The following is a 20,975-nucleotide window of genomic DNA, read 5'->3' as shown; positions in this document are numbered from 1 at the left end:
ACTATGATTAAAAAACCTACCCTCATTGCTACTGCTTTTTGTAGCTTGTTTGCAAGCAGCGCGGCATTAGCCAAATTAAGTGCTGATGAAGTTGCTCACTTAGGCCAAGATTTAACGCCAATGGGTGCAGAAAAATCAGCCAATGCTGATGGTTCTATTCCTGCATGGAATAACGGGATTACATCTGCGCCAGCAGGTTATGAACCTGGTATGCATCATCTTGACCCGTTTTCAACAGATAAAGTGCTTTTCACTATTGATAAAAGTAATATTGAAAAATACAAAGCAAATTTAAGCCCCGGGCAAATTGCTTTATTTGAAGCGTATCCAGACACGTTCAAAATGCCAGTATACGAAACACGTCGTTCTGCTTCGTATCCTCAATTTGTTTATGATGCAACGAAAAAATTTGCAGCAACGGCAGAGCTAGTTGAAGGTGGTAACGGGATTAAAAATACTGCAATTGGTATCCCTTTCCCTATCCCTAAAACTGGTTTAGAGGCAATTTGGAATCACTTATTGCGCTATCGTGGCCAATCTATTGAGCGTTTTGGTGGACAAGCTGCACCAACCGCATCAGGTTCTTACAATTATGTTGGCTTTGATGAGCAATTATTAGTTAAATATTCAGACCCAAGCGCAACACCAGCTGAGCTACAAGACTCAAACATTTTGTTTAAGTTTAAACAAAAAGTAACAGAGCCTGCTCGTTTAGCGGGTACAGCGTTATTAGTTCATGAAACGATGGACCAAATATTAACACCACGCCAAGCTTGGACGTATAACTCAGGTCAACGACGTGTTCGTCGCGCACCTAACGTGGCATATGATGCACCAGGTACTGCAGCGGATAGCTTACGTACTACCGATGACTTTGATATGTTTAATGGCTCGCCTAATCGTTACAATTGGACGTTAAAAGGTAAGCAAGAATTATACGTACCGTATAACAGCTATAAGCTACATAGTGACAAACTTGAGTACGATGATATTTTAATGCCTGGCCATATTAACCCAGAACATACACGTTACGAAAAGCACCGTGTATGGGTTGTTGAAGCTAACTTGAAAGATGATACACGCCATATTTATAAAAAACGTGTATTTTACATTGATGAAGATAGCTGGCAGGTACAGGTCACTGATATTTATGATAACCGCGACCAACTTTATCGTGTAGCAATGGCTTATGGCCTTAACTATTACGAAGTACCTACACAGTGGAGTACGCTTGAGGTTTACCATGATTTGAACTCTCGTCGTTATTTAGCAATTGGTTTAGATAACCAAGAAAAAATGTACGATTTTTCACAGTCATTTAACGATAACGAATTTACTTCAAGTGCTTTACGTCGCGCAGGTAGATAGTATTAAACTAGGCACTTAACAATATGTTAAGTGCCTTTTCCTTTCTCATCGCGTTTGTCTTACAGCGCGCAACGCACTCCCTAGTAAAAAGACAAACAACTCTCTCGTACAAGGCGATTAAAATTTATGAAGTATTTGGTATATGCCAGCCTGATAATAAGCGGTGCGAGTGTTGCACAAGAAGCCCCTAACTATGCAATCAGTGCAACAAATGCAGCTAAAACCTTACTCACCGATATAACTAACACGGGTAATGGCTTAATTGCTGTTGGTAAACACGGTACTGTTATTAAAAGTACATCGGGTGATTCATGGCAACAAGCTGAGCTAGTTCCAACTCAAGTGCTCTTAACTGCCGTTGATTTTAGTAACGAAAATAATGGATGGGCGTGTGGCCACGATGCAACAATTATTAATACCACTGATGGTGGTCTTAATTGGCAATTACAACAAGTAAAACCTGAATTAGATAAACCGTGCTTAGATATTTTATTTGAAAACGATTTACAAGGCTTTGCCGTTGGCGCATATGGTATGTTTTACCACACAACAGATGGTGGAAAGCATTGGCAAAAGCGTTTTTTAGACTCTTTGTTATTTAGTGATGATCGCGATTATTTAAATGATTTAAAAGAAAACGATCCTGAAGGTTATGAGGCTGAAACAGCTTCAATTTTACCGCATTTTAATCGTATAGAAAAAACGACTAACGGATTAATAATCGTTGGTGAAATGGGGTTAATGGCCAGAAGTTCTGACAATGGTGTTACTTGGGAACGTTTAGAAGAAATTTACCCCGGTTCCTTTTTTGCGTTTAATTCAGATGAACAACAAGAAGTTGTTGCAGGTCTACGCGGTAACGTATTTACGAAACAACGAGGGGAGCAAGAGTGGCAGCATTTAGAAAATGTAAATGCTTCAACCGTTAACAGCATCATTAATTATAACAATGAACAATGGTTAATGCTGGCCAACAGTGGAGTTATTTTTCATTTACAAGATGGGTTACTTACTCACGAGCAACTCGCTGATGGTAAAGCAATACTTGATGGTGTGATTATAAATAATAACCTAATCATGGCTACAGAAGATGGCATTAAAGTGAAGGAGTTGACCCCTTAATGCATAAGATTTTAGATTTAATAGAAAAAGCGATTTTTAGACATCGCTTAATCATGCTTATAAGCTTTGCACTCATAACGTGCTTACTTGTATTTAAAGCAACGCAAATTCAACTTGATGCATCGTTTAATAAAAATATCCCGTTAAACCACGATTATATGAAAGTGTATACCAAGCATGAAAAGCAGTTTGGTGGTGCAAACAGTATTCTTATTTCAGTCTGTGACGACAGTGGTAATATATTTAATCCAGAATTTTTTACTCAGCTAAAAGCTGTTCATGATCAGCTTTATTTTATACCTGGAGTAAACCGTCCATTAGTAAATTCTATATTCTCCCCCAGCGCTCGTTTTGTTGAAGTAGTCGAAGATGGCTTTGCAGGTGGTCCAATTATTCCTGCAAACTTTAAAGCAGATACGCGTGGTTTAGGTGTAGTAAAGGAAAACATTGAAAAAGCAAAAGTTGTAGGGCGTATGATTGCTAGCGATTATTCGTGCGCGATGGTAACGGCTCAACTTTTAGAAACAGATCCTCAAACACAACAAAAATTAGACACATTAGCTTTTGCACAAAAGCTAGAAAGTGATTTAAGAGAGCCTTTAAGTACAGACAAAGTAAGTATTCATATTATTGGCTTTGCAAAAATGGCTGGTGATATAGCTGAAGGCGCAAAAGGGGTAGTCGTATTTTTTGCCATTGCTATCGCCTTTACCTTTATTATGGTTTGGCTATTTTGTGGCAGTTTAAAGCTAACTATTTTGCCTATCGCGTGTTCTATTATTGCCGTTATTTGGCAATTAGGCCTGCTTTCAAGTTTAGGGTTTGGCCTTGATCCTATGTCTATTTTGGTGCCATTTTTAGTCTTCGCTATTGGCGTAAGTCATGGTGTGCAGATGATCAATGCAATAGGCAAAAAAGTAGGTGAAGGGAAAAGTACTAGGATTTGCTGTCAATCAAGTTTTAGAACGTTACTTATTCCAGGTGGTATTGCACTTTTATCAGACACTGTTGGCTTTTTAACATTATTGACCATTGATATTGGTATTATCCGTGAGCTGGCAATAACAGCCAGTTTAGGTGTTGCGGTTATTATATTTACTAATTTAATTTTATTGCCTGTTTGGGCTTCTTACATGAAATTTGAAGGCAGTGTGCATATTCAATCAGGTGATGCGGATAAACCAAATCTGCTTGATGCGATTCGTGACATACTCGTTAAAGCAACCGATCCTAAAGTTGCTAAAATGATTATAGGCTTTACTTTGGTGTTATTTGCTTTGGGCTATTGGCAAGCAGATAAAATGCGCATAGGTGATTTACATGCCGGAGCACCTTCCCTTCATCAAGACGCTCGCTATAATCAAGATACTTTCTTAATATCAGATAAATATACAATTTCATCTGACATTTTAAAGGTCATTGTTGAGGCCTATCCTGCAGCGTGTACTGAACATGATGTTATGGAGCGTATTAGTCGCTTTCAATATAAAGTTGAAAATGTAGCCGGCGTGCAATCAGTTGTTAGTTTGAGTTCCGTTGCGCAGTCAGTGAATGCAGGCTATAACGAAGGTAACCTTAAGTGGCAAAGTCTTCCACGAAATTCTGCTAGTTTAGTGCAATCCACTTCAAGAGTAGAAACGAGTACGGGTTTACTCAATGGTGATTGTTCTGTTATGCCTGTTATTATCTTTTTAGATGATCACAAAGCACAAACGATTGACCGCGTAATTGAAAACGTTAAACAGTTTTCAATAGAAGAGGGCACTGATAAATTAGCCTTTAAATTAGCGTCAGGGCCGGTTGGGGTAATGGCTGCAACAAATGAGTCAGTATCTGAAGCACAAATACCAATGATGATATACGTTTATGGTGCAGTAATTATTTTATGTTTATTAAGTTTCAGAAGCGTAAAAGCAACGATTGCTGTGGTATTACCACTTTATATTGTATCAACACTTGCTCAAGCACTTATGGTTCAACTAGAAATAGGCTTAACGGTTTCTACATTGCCGGTGATTGCTTTAGGAGTCGGTATTGGTGTTGATTATGGCATCTATATCCTGTCATCAATGATGGGGCAGCTTAAACAAAACGTGCCACTGAGTGTTGCTTATCGCAATGCATTGGTTGAACGTGGTAGTGCCGTGTTATTTACGGGTATTACGCTTGCAATTGGTGTTAGCACATGGATTTTCTCTGATTTGAAATTTCAAGTAGACATGGGAATACTGCTTACCTTTATGTTTTTAGTAAATATGTTAGGTGCAGTACTGTTATTACCTGCGATTGGAAGTTTACTCTGGACTGACCAGAAGAAATAAAGTGAATAATTTTGCTCCTTAATGGCCAGTAATGGCCATTTATATCTATAATTTGTGAATAGATGACCAAATAGCTGAAAAGCTTAAAATGTTTTCATCGAAAAGGCTGTTTATTAGCTGTAAAAGGGTTAGAATTTAGCTGACTCCACGCTAATAAATGGCTGTACAAATATTCTGCCACTAGGCAGTAATAGATTAAGGAACATACAATGACACGAAATGAAGGCCAAGCCTCGGTTATCCTAGATAATGTTTGTAAGCTGATCCAAAAAAAAGTTCACGCTGATAATGTGTTACTCGTTGAAAAATTCGCCAAAGCCTTGTACAGCAACATGTCTAAAGAGGATTTGGCTAATCGTAACGATAGTGACTTATATGGCGCTGCACTAAGCCTTTGGAATTCGCTAGAAAAGAATACAACTGATAATGCTGTTATCCGCGTTTTCAATCCCGAAGTGGCTAAAGATGGCTGGCAGTCATCGCATACAATTGTTGAAATTATTGCTAAAGATATGCCTTTTTTAGTAGATTCAGTGCGTATGGCCATGACTCGTGAAAATATCGCCTCTCACTTATTACTTCATAGCCCACTTAAAATTCAACGTGACAAAAACACGAAAATATCGGGTTTATCTAATTTAAAAGCAGAGCAAGAATCGACGTCGACTAAAACGGTTTTCTTTATTGAAATTGATCGTCAAACAGATTCTTCTGTAATTGAGTCTTTCAAAAAAGAATTAGAATCAGTACTTGTTGATGTATCCGTTGCAGTTGAAGATTGGCAGCCTATTCGTAAAAAATTAATTGCGGTCACCAAAGAGCTACCTAAGCGTCGCCACAATAAAAATGAAAACGAAGTTGCCGAAACGGTAGAGTTTTTAGATTGGTTAGTTAAAGATAATTTCACACTAATGGGCTATCGCGAATATGAATTAAGCCCTGTGCAAGGTGATTACCAATTAAAAGGCAAAATGGACACTAGCCTTGGCTTGATGAAAAATTCAACTGAAGAACACACACGATTATTATCAGAATTACCAGAAGTAGCACGCCAAGAAGCGCGTAGCAGTAATTTATTAATTTTAACAAAAACCAATTCACTTTCTCGTGTACATCGCCCCGCTTATATTGACTATGTTGGTATAAAACGTTTTGACGATGAAGGGAATGTAATTGGCGAAGACCGTTTTATTGGGTTGTTTTCTTCAAGTTTTTATAATAATAGCGCCGCGGATGTCCCTGTATTAAAGAGTAAGATTAACCGCATCATGGAGATATGTGACTTTGCTAAAGGCACGCATGCTTACAAAGCGGTTTTAAATATTTTAGAAACCTATCCCCGCGACGAGCTAGTTCAAGCGCGTGAAAACGAACTACTTGAAGTTGCCATGGGGGTTTTACAAGTACAAGAGCGTGACATGTGTCGCTTATTCGTTCGTAAAGATGCTTACGGCCGATTTTTCTCATGTATGGTTTATGTTCCTCGAGAACGTTACAACACAGCGCTTCGTCGTGAAACGCAAGATATTTTAGGCAACGCATTTAATTCTGACAACAAAGTCGAATTTACTACTTACTTTTCTGAGTCAACACTGGCGCGTACCCATTACACTGTTCGTGTGACCGATAACAATATTGAATATAACGTGAAAGACATCGAAAATAATTTAATAGAAGCTGCGCGTACTTGGGAAGACAAGTTGCAGTCTGCGCTTTTAGAATCAGCTGGTGAAGCACGCGGTAACGATTTAAACCGTAAATACTGTAATGCGTTTGCACGTTCATATAAGGATGAAGTGCTTCCCAGTGCCGCAGTTGTAGATATTGAAAAACTAGAATTATTGACCGACGAAAATAAACTAGAAATGTTGTTTTATCGTCCACAAGAAGAAGCTAATAGCAATATTGTACGATTAAGCTTATTCCATAAAGATGAGCCAATTCATTTATCTGATGTTATGCCAATGCTTGAAAACTTTGGTCTACGTGTTGTTGGCGAAACGCCATATTCAGTTAAAACCAGTGATGGTCGTATTAATTGGATCATGGATTTTTCTATGCTAATAGACAGCAAAGGAATGGCTGACTTTGATAAAATTTCAGCACGTTTTCGCGCTGCATTAACAAATGTTTGGGGCAACCGTCTAGAAAACGATGGTTTTAACCGTTTAGTTTTAATGGGTGGCCTAGCAGGTCGTGAAGCTTCTATTTTACGTGCTTATGCTAAATATATGCGTCAAATTGGTGTTACGTTCTCGCAAACGTATATTGAAAGTACTTTTGCTAATTACCCAAATATTGCTGCGCAAATAGTTAATTTGTTCGCTAAAAAGTTCTCAATTAAAGCCCCGGCTAGTGCTAAAACACTTGAGAAATTAATAGCACAAATTTACCTAGAACTTGAAAATGTTGCCAACCTTGATGATGACCGAATTATACGTTTATACGTTGATATGATTGTTGCAACGCTTCGTACTAATTATTATCAAAAAGATGCACAAGGTCAGTTTAAATCTTATGTCTCATTTAAGATTCAACCTAGTCTAATTCCTGATGTACCATTGCCACTTCCTGCATTTGAGATTTTTGTTTACTCCCCACGTGTTGAAGGCGTGCATTTACGTTATGGTAAGGTGGCTCGTGGTGGACTTCGTTGGTCTGATCGTCGTGAAGATTTCCGTACAGAAGTCCTTGGTCTGGTAAAAGCGCAACAAGTTAAAAATACAGTAATTGTACCTGTTGGCTCTAAAGGTGGTTTTGTATGTAAACAGCTACCGACTGAACGCGAAGCGTTTATAAAAGAAGGCCAAGAATGTTATAAAATATTTATTCGCGGCTTATTAGATATTACAGATAACATTGAACGTGGTGAAATAATGCCAGCTCGAGATGTTGTTCGTCATGACGAAGATGATGCTTACTTAGTAGTTGCGGCTGATAAAGGGACAGCCACCTTCTCAGACATTGCAAATGGTATTGCGAATGAATATAACTTCTGGCTAGGTGATGCGTTTGCTTCAGGTGGTTCTGTTGGTTATGACCACAAGAAAATGGGTATCACTGCTAAAGGTGCATGGGAATCAGTTAAGCGTCATTTCCGTGAAATGGATATCGATTGTCAAACTACCGACTTTACAGTGGTCGCCATAGGCGATATGGCAGGGGATGTGTTTGGTAATGGTATGTTGTTGTCTAAACATATTCGTTTACAAGTTGCATTTAATCATATGCATATTTTTATTGATCCTAACCCAGATGCAGCGACATCTTACCCAGAGCGCGAACGTCTATTTAATATGCCGCGCTCATCTTGGGAAGATTATAACAAAGACCTTATTTCTGCAGGTGGAGGTATTTTTTCTCGCGCGGCTAAATCAATAACATTAAGCCCTGAAATGAAAAAAATGCTTGGCACTAAAAAAGCAAGTATGACACCAAACGAATTAATGAAAGCATCATTAATGATGAACTTCGATTTACTGTGGAATGGCGGTATCGGAACGTACATTAAAAACTCTAAAGAAACTGATGCAGATGTTGGAGATCGTGCAAACGATGCACTTCGCATTAATGGTAATGAGTTGGGTGCAAAAATTATAGGTGAGGGCGGTAACTTAGGCGCAACTCAACTTGGCCGTATAGAGTTTGCAGCAAAAGGCGGGCGTGTCAACACTGACTTTATCGATAACGTAGGGGGTGTTGCGTGTTCTGATAACGAAGTTAACATTAAAATTTTACTTAATGGCTTAGTTGCAGAAGGTGATTTAACCCGTAAACAACGTGATGAGCTACTTTATTCAATGACTGATGAAGTCTCTGAATTAGTGCTTAAAGATTGTTATCGTCAAACGCATACGATTTCAATTACGCAATCGAAGGGCACGTCTACTCTTAAAGAAAAAATACGTTTTATTCATGCGCTTGAAAAAGACGGCAAGCTAAACCGTGCTATCGAGTTCATTCCTAGTGATGAAGAATTGGCAGAACGTGCAGCCGCAGGTAAAGACTTAACTCGCCCTGAGCTTTCAGTGCTCGTGTCTTACGCTAAAATGGTATTAAAAGAGTCTTTAGTAAGTGATGAAATTACTGAAAACCCATATTACCGCCAGCTGCTCGTCAAATCGTTTCCACGGCCATTACGTGAGAAGTTTAACGATGCGATGAACAACCATCCACTTCGTAAAGAAATTATTGCAACTAAACTTGCTAACAATATCGTTAATGATATGGGTTTAAACTTCATGGTACGTATGCATGAAGAAACTGGCGCAAGCGAAGCTGAAATAGCAATGTGTTATTCAATTGCCAGTGAAATTTTTGAAATGCGCGATACATGGTCTTCTATAAGCGCATTAGATAATAAGATACCAGCAGCTGTACAAACTGAGATGCTTTACCAACTTCGTCGTACTGTGCGTCGAACTACACGTTGGTTCTTACGTCATCGTAATAAGGCGCAAACGATTGAGCAAGGAATTGAGTATTTTGCACCAACATTCAAAGATTTAAGTGAAAACTTAAATACTTATATCGTTGAGAAAGAAAATGATCGCATAGTACAAGAAGCTAATAAGCTAATTGAAAGTGGTGTACCGGAAGCTATCGCTAAGCGAATTGTGGCATTATCAAGTTTGTTCTCGGTAATGGACTTAGCGGAAATTGCGAATAGTTCGGGCCGAGGTATCTCAATGGTATCTAATACGTACTTTAAACTTGGTGCGCGAATGGGTCTGCATTGGTTCTTAGATCAAATTACCCATCAACCGGTTGCAAACCATTGGCAAGCGCTTGCTCGTTCTTCTTACCGTGAAGAGCTAGATTGGCAACAACGTACGTTAGCTGAAGTAGTATTAAATAGCTTTGAAGCTGATGAAAAAGATGTTGATAGTCAAATAGATGAATGGATGGATAACCAAGAGTTATTATTACTTCGTTGGAAACAGATGTTGGCTGAATTTAAAACTTCACAAAGTCATGATTTTGCTAAGTTCTCTGTAGCACTTCGTGAATTAATGTTATTGAGCCATAATTGTAATACTTCAGGCAAATAATTTAGCCTTTCATTTGTTTTTATTTCACAAAAAATAAATGAATTGATTATTTTGTTATACAATACCTCAGCCTTGTCTGAGGTATTTTTTTGTCTGTATTTTAATAGAGGATTATATTCATGTTTTACGATTTAGCTCGCCGTTTTATGTTTACCCGTGATGCGGAGTGGGCGCATGAGTTTGCTCTAAGTAACCTACGTCGCTTCGCTAACACACCGTTAAGTGCCGCTTGGTCGCAAAGTATTGCAGACAAACCAGTTAATTTTTTAGGCCTTGAATTCAAAAACCCAGTTGGGCTTGCTGCAGGGCTTGATAAAAATGCTGAATGTATAGATGCATTTAGCCAAATGGGCTTTGGTTTTATCGAAGTCGGTACGGTTACACCGCGCCCTCAAGTGGGTAATGATAAACCTCGTATTTTTAGGTTGCCAGAGTCAAATGCAATTATTAATCGCATGGGGTTTAATAATAAAGGCGTTGATAACTTAATCGCTAACGTAAAAGCGGCAAAGTACAGTGGGATACTCGGTATCAATATTGGTAAAAATAAAGATACACCTAATGAGCAAGGTAAAGATGACTACATTTATTGTATGCGTAAAGTATTTGAGCATGCCTCATACATTACGGTAAATATTTCATCACCAAATACCCCTGGACTTCGTGATTTACAATATGGTGCAGCGCTTGATGATTTACTGCAAAGCCTTAAAAGCGAGCAACTTGATCTAGCAGCTAAACACAATAAGCAAGTTCCGATGCTGATAAAAATTGCGCCGGATCTGGATCAAATACAAATAAAGCAAGTAAGTGAGTCACTTTTAAATAATAAAATTGATGGTGTGATTGCAACTAACACTACACTTGAACGAGCTGCAGTTATGGGGCAGCAATATGCAGAAGAGGCCGGCGGTTTGTCAGGTCACCCTGTTAGAATGCGCTCTACAGAGGTCGTAAGCGAATTAAAGCGTTTAACACAAGGTAAGTTGCCAATCATCGGAGTAGGCGGTATTGACGATGCTACATCTGCAAAAGAAAAGTTAGATGCAGGCGCAAATTTAGTTCAAGTTTATACTGGGTTCATCTACAAAGGTCCACAATTGGTAAAGACGATCGTTAACGGCTTATAAGGATCAGTTATCTAAGCTTTTGATCGTTCGATAAATGTTCTAAACAAATATTTAAAAAATGGTCAGAAGCCGTTATACTCTAAGCAACGTCTAATTATTTTAATAAACCCAAGGAGGAGTAAATGTTACAAGCATCAAAGCAATGGCAGTGGATTGCTTGTCCTGATAAAAACCGTTTATTACTTGATTTAAATGACGATATGCAATTATGTACGCCTTATAAGTTAAGACAGTTAACGGATTCTGTTTTTAAGAATCCACGCTTTAGCCTCGAAGATGCGGCATTTTACGAGCAAGTTTATAATTACCTTGATGGATTTGAATTGTGGACTGCGGCTCAAGTTTGTCAAATATCGCTAAATGCGACCGCTGTTAAGTATCACTTAAAGCCCGTTTTAGCAAAAAGTTGGTTTTTTGAAGAATACACCGGGACAGAGCCAAGCGTAGAGGCAATAGTAAAATTAACATCTAAAGCGCAATCGGGTGATTTCTTAATTGTAGAGCACTGCTCTGATGCATCTATTTGTTTGAATTTAAGTGAAACATTTAAATTGGACGAAAACTTATCTTTAGCACAATTTGAAGTAATCCGTATTTTGAATAATCGAGTCCACCCCATCCTAAATCAGCAATACCAAAGTCAAACCGCCTAAGGTCTGCTGATCTTTGCGGATTGAAATTTGTTCAAACTAGGGGCTATTTAATCGCGGCGCGAGATTTGTAACCTAGTGGGCTCGGTAACTGCTCCTTCGTTACCATACTGGCTTACATCCATGTAAGAATAAGTAAAACCGAGCAAAGCTTCCGCGTCCTGCTCACGCCCCTTACCTACATCCACTTAGGCAACAAAGAGTAAATAGCCCCTAGGAAGAACCGTTTGGGCAGCGCCTGTTTGGCATTAATGCTACGTTATCGCCCATTTATGGGGAATGACCACACTGCATAGGCTCTGCCTTGCCTAAATACCAAACAGACTGCTGCAAATTTAACCTTGAAAGTTCAACAGACCCTCATCAAATTTAAGTTTTTAAGCGTGTCTTTATGGCGTGTATGTCACTCAACCTATGTTATAATCCTGCGCAATTAGCTATTAAGGGTTATTACTTTGCAATTTATCGCACTTACTTCTATCGGAATCGAAAATTTATTGGTTGATGAATTAACAGAACTTGGCGCAACTGTGTCTAAGCAAACTGTTGGTTCTGTTCGTTTTGAGGCTGACTCATTACTGGCGCAAAAGGTTTGTTTATCAAGTCGTTTTGCAACGCGTGTGCTTATGCTTATTGAAGAAAAAGAAGGCGTAGATGACAAAAATAGCCTGTATAATTTTGCGCGATCGCAACCTTGGCAAGAGTGGTTTGGACCTACTCAAACATTCGCTGTCGACTTCAACGGTACCAATGACTCATTAAAAAACACACAATTTTCTGGTCTTGTAATAAAAGATGCGATTGTTGATTATTTTAATGATTTATACGAGCAGCGTCCCAACGTTGATAAGCAAGACGCTAACGTACGTGTTGTTGCACGACTAAATCGTTACGGCGTTTCTATGTATATTGACTATTCTGGCCCTCGTTTGTCTGAACGTGGTTACCGTCAAGGCCAAGGTAAAGCGCCAATTAAAGAGCATTTAGCGGCTGCACTAATTAAGCGAAGTGGTTGGCTTGATAATGTAAAACAGCCTTTATTCGATCCATGTTGTGGTGCGGGTACTATTTTAATCGAAGCGGCCGGCATGGCACGAAACGAAGCGCCGGGATTATTCCGTGAAGGCTTTGCTTTTGAACGTTTACCCAGTTTTAGAGCCGCTAAGTTTAAAGAACTTAAAGAAGAGTTACTTGCTAACATTACCGACCCTAAATTGTGGTTAATTGGCCACGATTACGATGAACAAGTTTTAAGTAAAGCGATTGATAATGCCAAACGGGCTGAGCTTGATGATGTTATTAAGTTTAAGCAAAGTGATGCCACTAAGCTTACAGCCGTTGCTAAGTTACCTGGTGTGGTAATTTCAAACTTACCTTATGGTGAGCGTATTGGTTCTATGGCTGAGCTTGTTGATTTACACCGTAATTTAGGTGTTGGCTTTAAAAAGCACTTTAATCATTGGAAACTTGCCTTATTGGGTATGGACGAGAGCTTATTTAAACTTTTAAAACTTGTGCGTCTTAAGCGTTATAAGTTTAAAAATGGCCCACTTGATGTTGAACTCAACTTATATCAATTAGATGATAAGCAAGTAAGTTTGACCACCGATGATAAAAAAGCGCTTAATTTTGAAGGCTCTACGTCATTCGCAAATAGATTGAAAAAGAATAAGCAAGGCTTAAAAAACTGGCTTAAACAAAATAAAGTAGACGCTTATCGTGTTTATGAAGCGGATATCCCTGAGTACAATGTTGCTGTAGATATTTACGGTGATTCAGCGGTTATTTTTGAATATGCAGCGCCTAAAGAAATTGATGAAAAAACATCAGAAAAACGCCTGCAAGACGTAATAACATTGACTTCGCAACAACTTGATATCTCGCCTGAAAATATTGCTGTAAAAGTGCGTAAAAAGCAAAAGGGTGAAGACCAGTATACGGCCATGTCTAAACAAAACCGAACTATGGTAGTTGAAGAGTTTGGTGCTAAGTTTAAAGTTAATTTATTTGACTACTTAGACACAGGTTTATTTTTAGATCACCGTTTAATGCGTCGTTATATTCAAGAAAATGCAAAAGATAAACGCTTTTTAAACTTGTTTGCATACACAGGTACTGCCTCTGTGCATGCTGCACTTGGTGGCGCTAAAGCAATTACAACAGTTGATTTATCTAAAACCTATTTAAAATGGGGCCAAGATAACTTCGATTTAAACAATATCAGTAATACACGTTACCGTTTTGAACAAGCAGATTGTTTAAAGTGGTTAGAGCATGCGACAGCACAATATGATTTGATATTTTTAGACCCTCCAACGTTCTCAAACTCAAAACGTATGAAAGACGCGTTTGATGTGCAAAGCGATCACATTAAATTATTAACGTGGGTTAAAAAGATTTTAAGTCCATCAGGTACTTTGATTTTCTCTAATAACAAACGTGGTTTTGTAATGGATGAAGTTGGCCTGATTGGTTTAGGTTTAAAAGCCGTTAATATCTCAGATAAAACACTATCACCAGACTTCAAACGTAATAAAAAAATCCATAATAGCTGGCTAATTACGCATGGCTAAATGGATTTTATATCATACTGATGGTTGCCACTTGTGCGAGCAAGCTGAGCAACTTATCACTGATGTACTAAATGACAACAGTGAGTTATTACTAATCGATATTATGACTGATGAGCAGCTTATTGCTGAGTATCAAATTACTATTCCTGTATTAAAAAGTGAAAAAGGCGAGAAATTATATTGGCCTTTTACTTTACACTCTGTGCGCGAATTTTTAGCACAAGCAGAATAAGAGCAAATAAGAACTATGGATTTAATTAGAATTTTAAAAGCACAACTTGCTTTTGGTACACATGCTTTGCTTAACAAAGCAGATGCGGTTATAGAAAGTGGCGAAAGAGTGTGTGTTGTTGGTCGAAATGGCGCGGGCAAGTCAACGCTGCTAAAAGTACTTGATGGACAAGTTGTTTTAGATGATGGCGAAATAAATCAACTCGGTGGCATTCGAATTTCTCGCTTAGAGCAAGATCCACCAAAAGGTGCAAGTGGCACTGTATTTGATTACGTTGCGCAAGGTATGCCAGAAATTGCTAACTTACTCATTGACTTTCATCATGTTAGTAACGAATTGCAAACACAGTGTACTGATAAGTTATTAAACAAGCTTGAACGTTTATCAAACCAACTTGAAGCCGCTGATGGCTGGCGCTTTGATAGCCGAATTCAATTAGTCTTAACACAATTAGAGCTAACGCCAGAGGCTAAACTTGAGTCCCTTTCTGGTGGTTGGTTACGCAAAGTGGCACTTGCGCGTGCACTTGTAAGTGAGCCTGATTTATTGCTACTAGATGAGCCGACAAACCATTTAGACATGGCAAGTGTCATGTGGCTTGAACAGTTTTTAAAAGAATTTAAAGGCGGCATTGTATTTATATCACATGACCGTGCGTTTATTCGTGCTGTTGCTACGCGTATTTTAGATTTAGATCGCGGTAAACTTATTTCTTACCCAGGTGATTACGCGACTTATCTAGAGCAAAAAGCGCATGATTTAAAAGTAGAAGAAGCGCAAAATGCATTATTTGATAAGCGTTTAGCAGAAGAAGAAACGTGGATCCGCCAAGGTGTTAAAGCGCGTAGAACACGTAACGAAGGGCGTGTTAGAGAGTTAAAGCAGCTACGTAATGAGCGTAAACAACGTGTTGATCAAGTTGGTAAAACTGACTTTAATATTGAAACAGCAGACCGCTCTGGTAAATTAGTATTTGAAGCTCAGCACCTTTGCCATGCATTTAAAGACAAAGTTATTGCTGATGATTTTTCGACACTTGTTATGCGTGGTGACAGAATCGGCTTAGTAGGTCCAAATGGTATTGGTAAAACAACACTATTAAAACTAATGTTTGGTGATTTAGAACCAGATAGCGGCATAACTAAGCAAGGTGTTAATTTAGAATTTGCTTACTTTGATCAGTACCGTGAAAAACTTGACGAAGAAGCAACAGTTCAAGATAACGTTGCCGAAGGTAAACAAGAAGTGATGATGGGCGGTCGTTCACGTCATGTTTTAGGTTATCTGCAAGACTTTTTATTCCCGCCAGCACGCGCTCGTACACCGGTTAAAGCACTCTCTGGTGGTGAAAAAAATAGACTGCTATTAGCTAAACTGTTTTTAAAACCATCTAATATACTTGTTCTCGATGAGCCAACGAATGACTTGGATATAGAAACATTAGAGTTACTCGAGGACATTATTAATCAATACCAAGGTACAGTGCTGATTGTAAGCCATGACCGAGAATTTATTGATAATACATGTTCTAGTGTATGGGCATTTGAAGGCAATGGTAAAGTAACAGATATCGTTGGTGGTTATAGCGACTATGAAGCCTATGTTAGTTACTTAGCTGAACAAGAAAAAAAAATTCAGCAACAACCAGTAAAAAAAGTTGAAAAAGTAGTAACTCCAGCTGCCAAACCTGCAGCTAAGACAAATAAACTCTCTTACAAATTAAAACTTGAATTAGAGCAACTACCGAATAAAATGGAAAAACTAGAAGCTGAAATTGAAGCTCAACAAGCTGTAGTGAGTGACGCAGACTTTTTTAAACAAGAGAGTGATGTAACAACTAAAGCATTGAACCATTTAGCACAACTTGAGTCTGACCTTGAAGCTGCCCTTGAGCGCTGGGAAGAACTTGAAGAATTACAGAATCAGTAGTAAGGACTAAAATGAAATATAAATTACTCGCTGCCAGTATTTTAGCGACATTAAGCACTTCAGCAATAAGTGCGACATATCAATTAACTGAGTTAGGGTCTTCTGAAAACGCTAAACACTCTTACGTTACCGATGTTAGTGAAAGCGGCCATATTATTGGTGTCGCTAATGGTTCATATAATTTACCAATTGATACAAGCTATATAGATTTTTCAGAAAGTATTATCAAGAATAGTTACAGTAATACAGAAGATGCATTTGAGTTAAGCGATAAAGTAATTACCTTTACGCTTGATGATATCGAAAACAATGATGCTGTTGCGACTAACTCTGACGCTCATAGTTTTATGATTAGCTTTTTATCATCGATTTCTACAAATTTTGAGTATCAGAAAATAAGTTCATTAATAGGCGTTAATTTTAATGATTCTACTTTAACAGAGCAGCCTTTATTTGATATAGCTTCAGTTGATTACGATGGATTAACACGCTCTACTACGAATTTGTATAATGCTGTTAGCGAAGATGGTGTTTCAGTTGGTTGGGGCAGTGCACCCTACGATAAAGTTTTATTCACTCCTGATGGAGATGACGAAGCTGAAACATGGTTCACTCATGAATTTATTGAACGAGGCATCGTAATTGGCGCAGATGGTTTACAAGTTCCGTTAATCCCTGAGTTTAATGAACATGGCGGTACAAGTCGTGCTAACGATATTATAAAGACAAACAGCGGATACACGGTTGTTGGAAATATATCAATAGATATTCCAGCGGATAGGTTAGAAAATATTGAAGATAGTTGTGATAATGAAGATGAACCTATATCAGTATGTGTTAATTTATTAAATTCTAATATATCACGAGGCTTATTTAATAAGCGTGCTGTAAAATGGGAACTTGATGAATCGTTAAATATTACTTCTGTCGAAGAGCTTGGTTTAGCACTGACACCTGATGAAGGTGAAACTGAAGATGATGCATTTATAAGTACTGCACTTGCGGTTAATAGTAATGGTGTTGCTGTAGGTTCATCGCATACGCGATACTACAAAGATGATGACATTATATTAACCATGCCCGTTTATTATAAAGATGGTGCGGTAGTTGATTTTATAAATCAAGAAGATGATTGGCAAGGCGGTAAAGCATTAGCAATAAGTAATAATGATGTTATTACGGGTTATGCTATTAAACGAATTGAAGGAACACTTCGAAATAAGTTTTTTTATCATGATATAGCAACAGGCAATACGGTATTTCCTACTGACTATTTTTCTAGTTCAAGTTCTTATGGTAATGATATAAATAGCCAAGGTTATATTGTTGGGGAAGGTGAGGTAGGTGTTTCAGATAGCTCACGTCGTAAAGAGGCATTTGTATATAAGATTGGCGAAGATAAAATAACCAACCTAAATGACTTATTACCATGCTATGAAACTGATGGTGAGACAAATTATGCTTATACAATGGCTGAAGCTAAAGTAATTAACGAAAATAATGAGATTTTTGGTGTAGCAACCAAAACAGTTGAAAAACGTGATTCGTTAGGTGGAATTGTTACTGATATTGAAGGCAATATTGAATTTGAAAGTGTCGCAGTTGCAGTAAAGTTAACTCCTATTGCTAATGGTGAAGTTGAAAACTGTGCACCTCCTGAAGCAGAAGTTTATGAACGTAACTCTGCGAGCTTTCCTTGGTTCACATTATTATTACTCCCCTTAGTTGGCATAAGACGTATATTCCGTTTTTAATTAACTAAAGTGATTCGCATAAAAAAATCCCAACTTCATTAAGTTGGGATTTTTTTCGTCTATAGTAATTAGAGCTTATAAATATTTGGTTATTTGTTGCGTGTTGCCCACGCTTTGACTACCGAACGTCGCCAAATAATATCTATACTAAAGTAAGCAATTATGCTCGCGATAGAGGCGCATACCAATGAGCCAATTAAAAAAGCGGGTCCAATAGTTTCTATACTTTCTAGAAACCAAGCCCAGCTAGGTTCAAAGGCAAAGTGTTGCTCTGGCTGGTTTAAAATTAATGTACCAACTAAATACGACCCGTAGAATATAGGGGGCATAGTTAATGGATTTGTAAGCCAAACTAAAGCAACCGAAATAGGTAAGTTAACTCTAAATACAATAGCTCCAGCTGCGGCTAAGACCATTTGAAAGGGAACAGGGATGAAAGCAAAAAATAGCCCAACAGCAAATGCTCCTCGAGCGGACCGTCTATTTAAGTGCCAAAGATTTGCATCTTGCAAAAGGTGCCCAAAAATTCTTAGATATTTATGATGTCTAATTTTATTTGGATCAGGTAAAAATCTTTGGATCGTTTTTTTAGCCATTTAAAGCAACCATTTACATCAGTGTGGATAAGTCTTGGGTTTGTAATTGGCTGTATCGCAACCGTATTTTATTATCAAACTCTCGAATTTATAATATTCACAATATCAGTCCTTATTGTGAGTTTGTATTTTAAGCCGTTTTTAAATGTATTGTTAGGCTTTATTTGCGCTATTTGCTGTGTATCACTGCATTATTATACTTTTTATAATTTTGAAAGCCCAAAACAGGATGAAAAGTATGCATATGCAGCTGAGCTAATTGTCGAAGATATAATTTCAAATAAGCAACCTCAATACATAAGAGTAAAAATAATAGAATTTGATACTGCTCAATACGCATATTTTAGGGCACCGAGTGCAATGCTGAGTGTGAATTCTGAACAAATACTTTTTGTTGGTGATACTTTTAAAGCAACAATAGCTATAAAAAACTTTCGAAGTACTAAAAATTTTAATGTATTTGATAACGAGAGATATGCTTTTACACAACGAATATTTTTTAAAGGAAAAATACTCAATAAAGAACTTATTGTTGCGCGTAATAAAAAACACAGCCACCTTATAAATTATAGGGAATATATAAAAAGGACTTACAGTAATACAAAACTTAAATGGCTATATTATGCACTATTAACGGGTGATAAGTCGTTAATGAGCTTTACAGATAAGCAATTAATGCAATCATTGGGGTTGAGCCATTTACTGGCAATATCCGGATTACACATCGGGTTAATATTTGGTTTTTGCTATATAATTACGCGATTTTTATTTAAACAAATAAAATACGCTGGTAAGCAGACTAAAAACCTGTCTGTTATTTATAGTCTAGTTGGCTTTATTGGATCGTTTATCTATGTATATTTGAGTGATTTTTTAGTTTCAGCTACACGCGCCTTAATCATGCTTGGGTGTTATTTAGCACTCTACTTTTTGGCAAAACAACCATTACGTTGGCGAAGTATTTTATATGCACTTGTTATTCTGCTTATAATTAATCCTTTTAATGTATTAAACGCTGGGCTGTATTTCTCGTTTATTGCTGTGGTTATTATATTTCTAGTTGTTAAGCAAATACCGATTTTTAATACATCATTTCTAAATAAGGTCGTTGCATTAACTGTCGTTCAAATTGCTTTATTTATTGGTTTATTACCACTTTCATTATACTTCTTTAATGGCGTGAGCTTAGTTGGTTTAGTACTGAACTTAATTGCTATCCCATTACTTTCTTTAGTCGTTATGCCTTGTCTAATTATTATCACATTTATTAGCAGCTTACTTGATATAGGCATAATTATTAGTGTTTTTGATGAAAGCTTAAGTTATTTATTCGAATGGCTATTGAAAATACCTAGTTATATTCGTTGGTTAAATATAGGTAATATTGACGCTATTGTTGTTGTTTTTTCATACATTACTATTTCGATTTTTTATTTAGTCCCATATAAATGGCTAGCAGGTATCCCATTAAGTGTCATATTGTTTAACTACTTAATAGTGGATAAGCCAAAATGGCAATTACATGTTTTTGATGTAGGACATGGATTAATGGTGCTAATAGAAAAAGATAAACATGCACTAATTTATGATTTTGGGCCTAGTTATTTTAATCGTTTTAGTCGTACCCGTAGTATTTTACTGCCCTTTATTGAGTCAAACAATCTTACTGTATCAACAGCTATTTTAAGTCATGAAGATAACGATCATGCGGGCGGTGTAGATCATTTTATAAAAGCAGGCTACGAAACTCGTTTTACCACATTTCATCCCAATAACTTACAAGACATTTGCAAAGTAACCAAAATAGATATTTTTGGCCTTCAAATTGAAAGCTTTAAAACGTTAAACTTCAAAAATGAGAATGATGATTCATGCGTTATTCGTGTTGCTGATAAAACCCACAGTGTCTTATTAACGGGTGATATATCTAAACAACGAGAGTTGCAATTATTGCAAGAGAACTATTTTTTAAAAAGTACCGTTATGCTAAGCCCACATCATGGGAGTGATACATCGTCTAGTAATGAGTTTATAAGTGATGTAAATCCTAAAATTGTTATTCATTCTAGTGCTTACAAAGGACAATGGCACTTCCCGAAGGAGGAGGTTGTTGATCGTTACGACAAAATAAAGGCAACTCAATATGTGACAGGTCAACAAGGACAAATAAGTATTGAATTTTACAATGATAATGTTCGAGTAAAAGCGGCTCGCGAGGATGAAAGTTACTGGTTTATCAAAAATTGACG

Annotated in this window: 12 protein-coding genes; 11 read left to right on the top strand and 1 reads right to left on the bottom strand. The window is 37.5% G+C overall.

The features are described 5' to 3' along the window. Window positions 1-3: 3 nt before the first annotated feature. From DC53_RS18870 to DC53_RS18915, 10 genes are all read left to right on the top strand, one after another. Entirely contained in the window at window positions 4-1,368 is a 1,365-nt protein-coding gene (locus DC53_RS18870; RefSeq protein ID WP_033028385.1) for a DUF1329 domain-containing protein, read from the top strand. 126 nt (window positions 1,369-1,494) lie between these two features. Beyond that, window positions 1,495-2,490 (top strand): WD40/YVTN/BNR-like repeat-containing protein, encoded by a 996-nt coding sequence (locus DC53_RS18875; RefSeq protein ID WP_033028384.1) that lies wholly within the window; start codon window positions 1,495-1,497, stop codon window positions 2,488-2,490. Then, window positions 2,490-4,811, top strand: a complete 2,322-nt coding sequence (locus tag DC53_RS18880; protein WP_033028383.1) for an efflux RND transporter permease subunit — start codon at window positions 2,490-2,492, stop codon at window positions 4,809-4,811. The genes DC53_RS18875 and DC53_RS18880 overlap by 1 nt, the downstream gene beginning before the upstream one ends. A 209-nt stretch (window positions 4,812-5,020) precedes the next feature. Next, the gene (locus tag DC53_RS18885; protein ID WP_033028382.1) at window positions 5,021-9,862 is read left to right on the top strand and encodes an NAD-glutamate dehydrogenase; all 4,842 of its coding nucleotides are present in this window, start codon (window positions 5,021-5,023) and stop codon (window positions 9,860-9,862) included. Window positions 9,863-9,981: 119 nt separating this feature from the next. After that, the gene (pyrD, locus tag DC53_RS18890) at window positions 9,982-10,992 is read left to right on the top strand and encodes a quinone-dependent dihydroorotate dehydrogenase (RefSeq protein WP_007375732.1); all 1,011 of its coding nucleotides are present in this window, start codon (window positions 9,982-9,984) and stop codon (window positions 10,990-10,992) included. 122 nt (window positions 10,993-11,114) lie between these two features. Beyond that, the gene (locus DC53_RS18895) at window positions 11,115-11,645 is read left to right on the top strand and encodes a cell division protein ZapC (RefSeq protein ID WP_007375733.1); all 531 of its coding nucleotides are present in this window, start codon (window positions 11,115-11,117) and stop codon (window positions 11,643-11,645) included. Window positions 11,646-12,097: 452 nt separating this feature from the next. Continuing rightward, complete coding sequence (gene rlmKL / locus DC53_RS18900) at window positions 12,098-14,215, top strand: bifunctional 23S rRNA (guanine(2069)-N(7))-methyltransferase RlmK/23S rRNA (guanine(2445)-N(2))-methyltransferase RlmL (protein WP_007375734.1); 2,118 nt, start codon at window positions 12,098-12,100, stop codon at window positions 14,213-14,215. Further along, window positions 14,208-14,447 carry a glutaredoxin family protein gene (locus tag DC53_RS18905; protein ID WP_002961779.1) on the top strand — a complete coding sequence of 80 codons (240 nt, stop codon included), beginning with the start codon at window positions 14,208-14,210 and terminating at the stop codon, window positions 14,445-14,447. Before rlmKL ends, DC53_RS18905 begins: the two co-directional genes overlap by 8 nt. A 15-nt stretch (window positions 14,448-14,462) precedes the next feature. Next, entirely contained in the window at window positions 14,463-16,376 is a 1,914-nt protein-coding gene (uup, locus tag DC53_RS18910) for an ATP-binding cassette ATPase Uup (RefSeq protein ID WP_033028381.1), read from the top strand. 11 nt (window positions 16,377-16,387) lie between these two features. Continuing rightward, on the top strand, window positions 16,388-18,130 hold the full coding sequence (locus DC53_RS18915; protein WP_033028380.1) for a DUF3466 family protein: 1,743 nt from the start codon (window positions 16,388-16,390) through the stop codon (window positions 18,128-18,130). A gap of 89 nt (window positions 18,131-18,219) precedes the next feature. On the opposite strand, the gene DC53_RS18920 is transcribed toward DC53_RS18915, so the two are convergent. Continuing rightward, window positions 18,220-18,726, bottom strand: coding sequence for a DUF2062 domain-containing protein (locus tag DC53_RS18920; protein ID WP_033014898.1), 507 nt, complete (start codon window positions 18,724-18,726; stop codon window positions 18,220-18,222). Between DC53_RS18920 and DC53_RS18925 the strand changes: the two genes are divergently transcribed. Beyond that, complete coding sequence (locus DC53_RS18925) at window positions 18,706-20,973, top strand: DNA internalization-related competence protein ComEC/Rec2 (RefSeq protein WP_033028379.1); 2,268 nt, start codon at window positions 18,706-18,708, stop codon at window positions 20,971-20,973. The two genes, DC53_RS18920 and DC53_RS18925, sit on opposite strands and share 21 nt — an antisense overlap. Window positions 20,974-20,975: the final 2 nt, after the last annotated feature.

It is taken from the genome of Pseudoalteromonas fuliginea, assembly GCF_000690055.1.
Classification (GTDB): Bacteria; Pseudomonadota; Gammaproteobacteria; order Enterobacterales; family Alteromonadaceae; genus Pseudoalteromonas; species Pseudoalteromonas fuliginea.
Note: the sequence above shows the minus strand (reverse complement) of the source record. Positions and strands in the feature narration are given on the sequence as shown.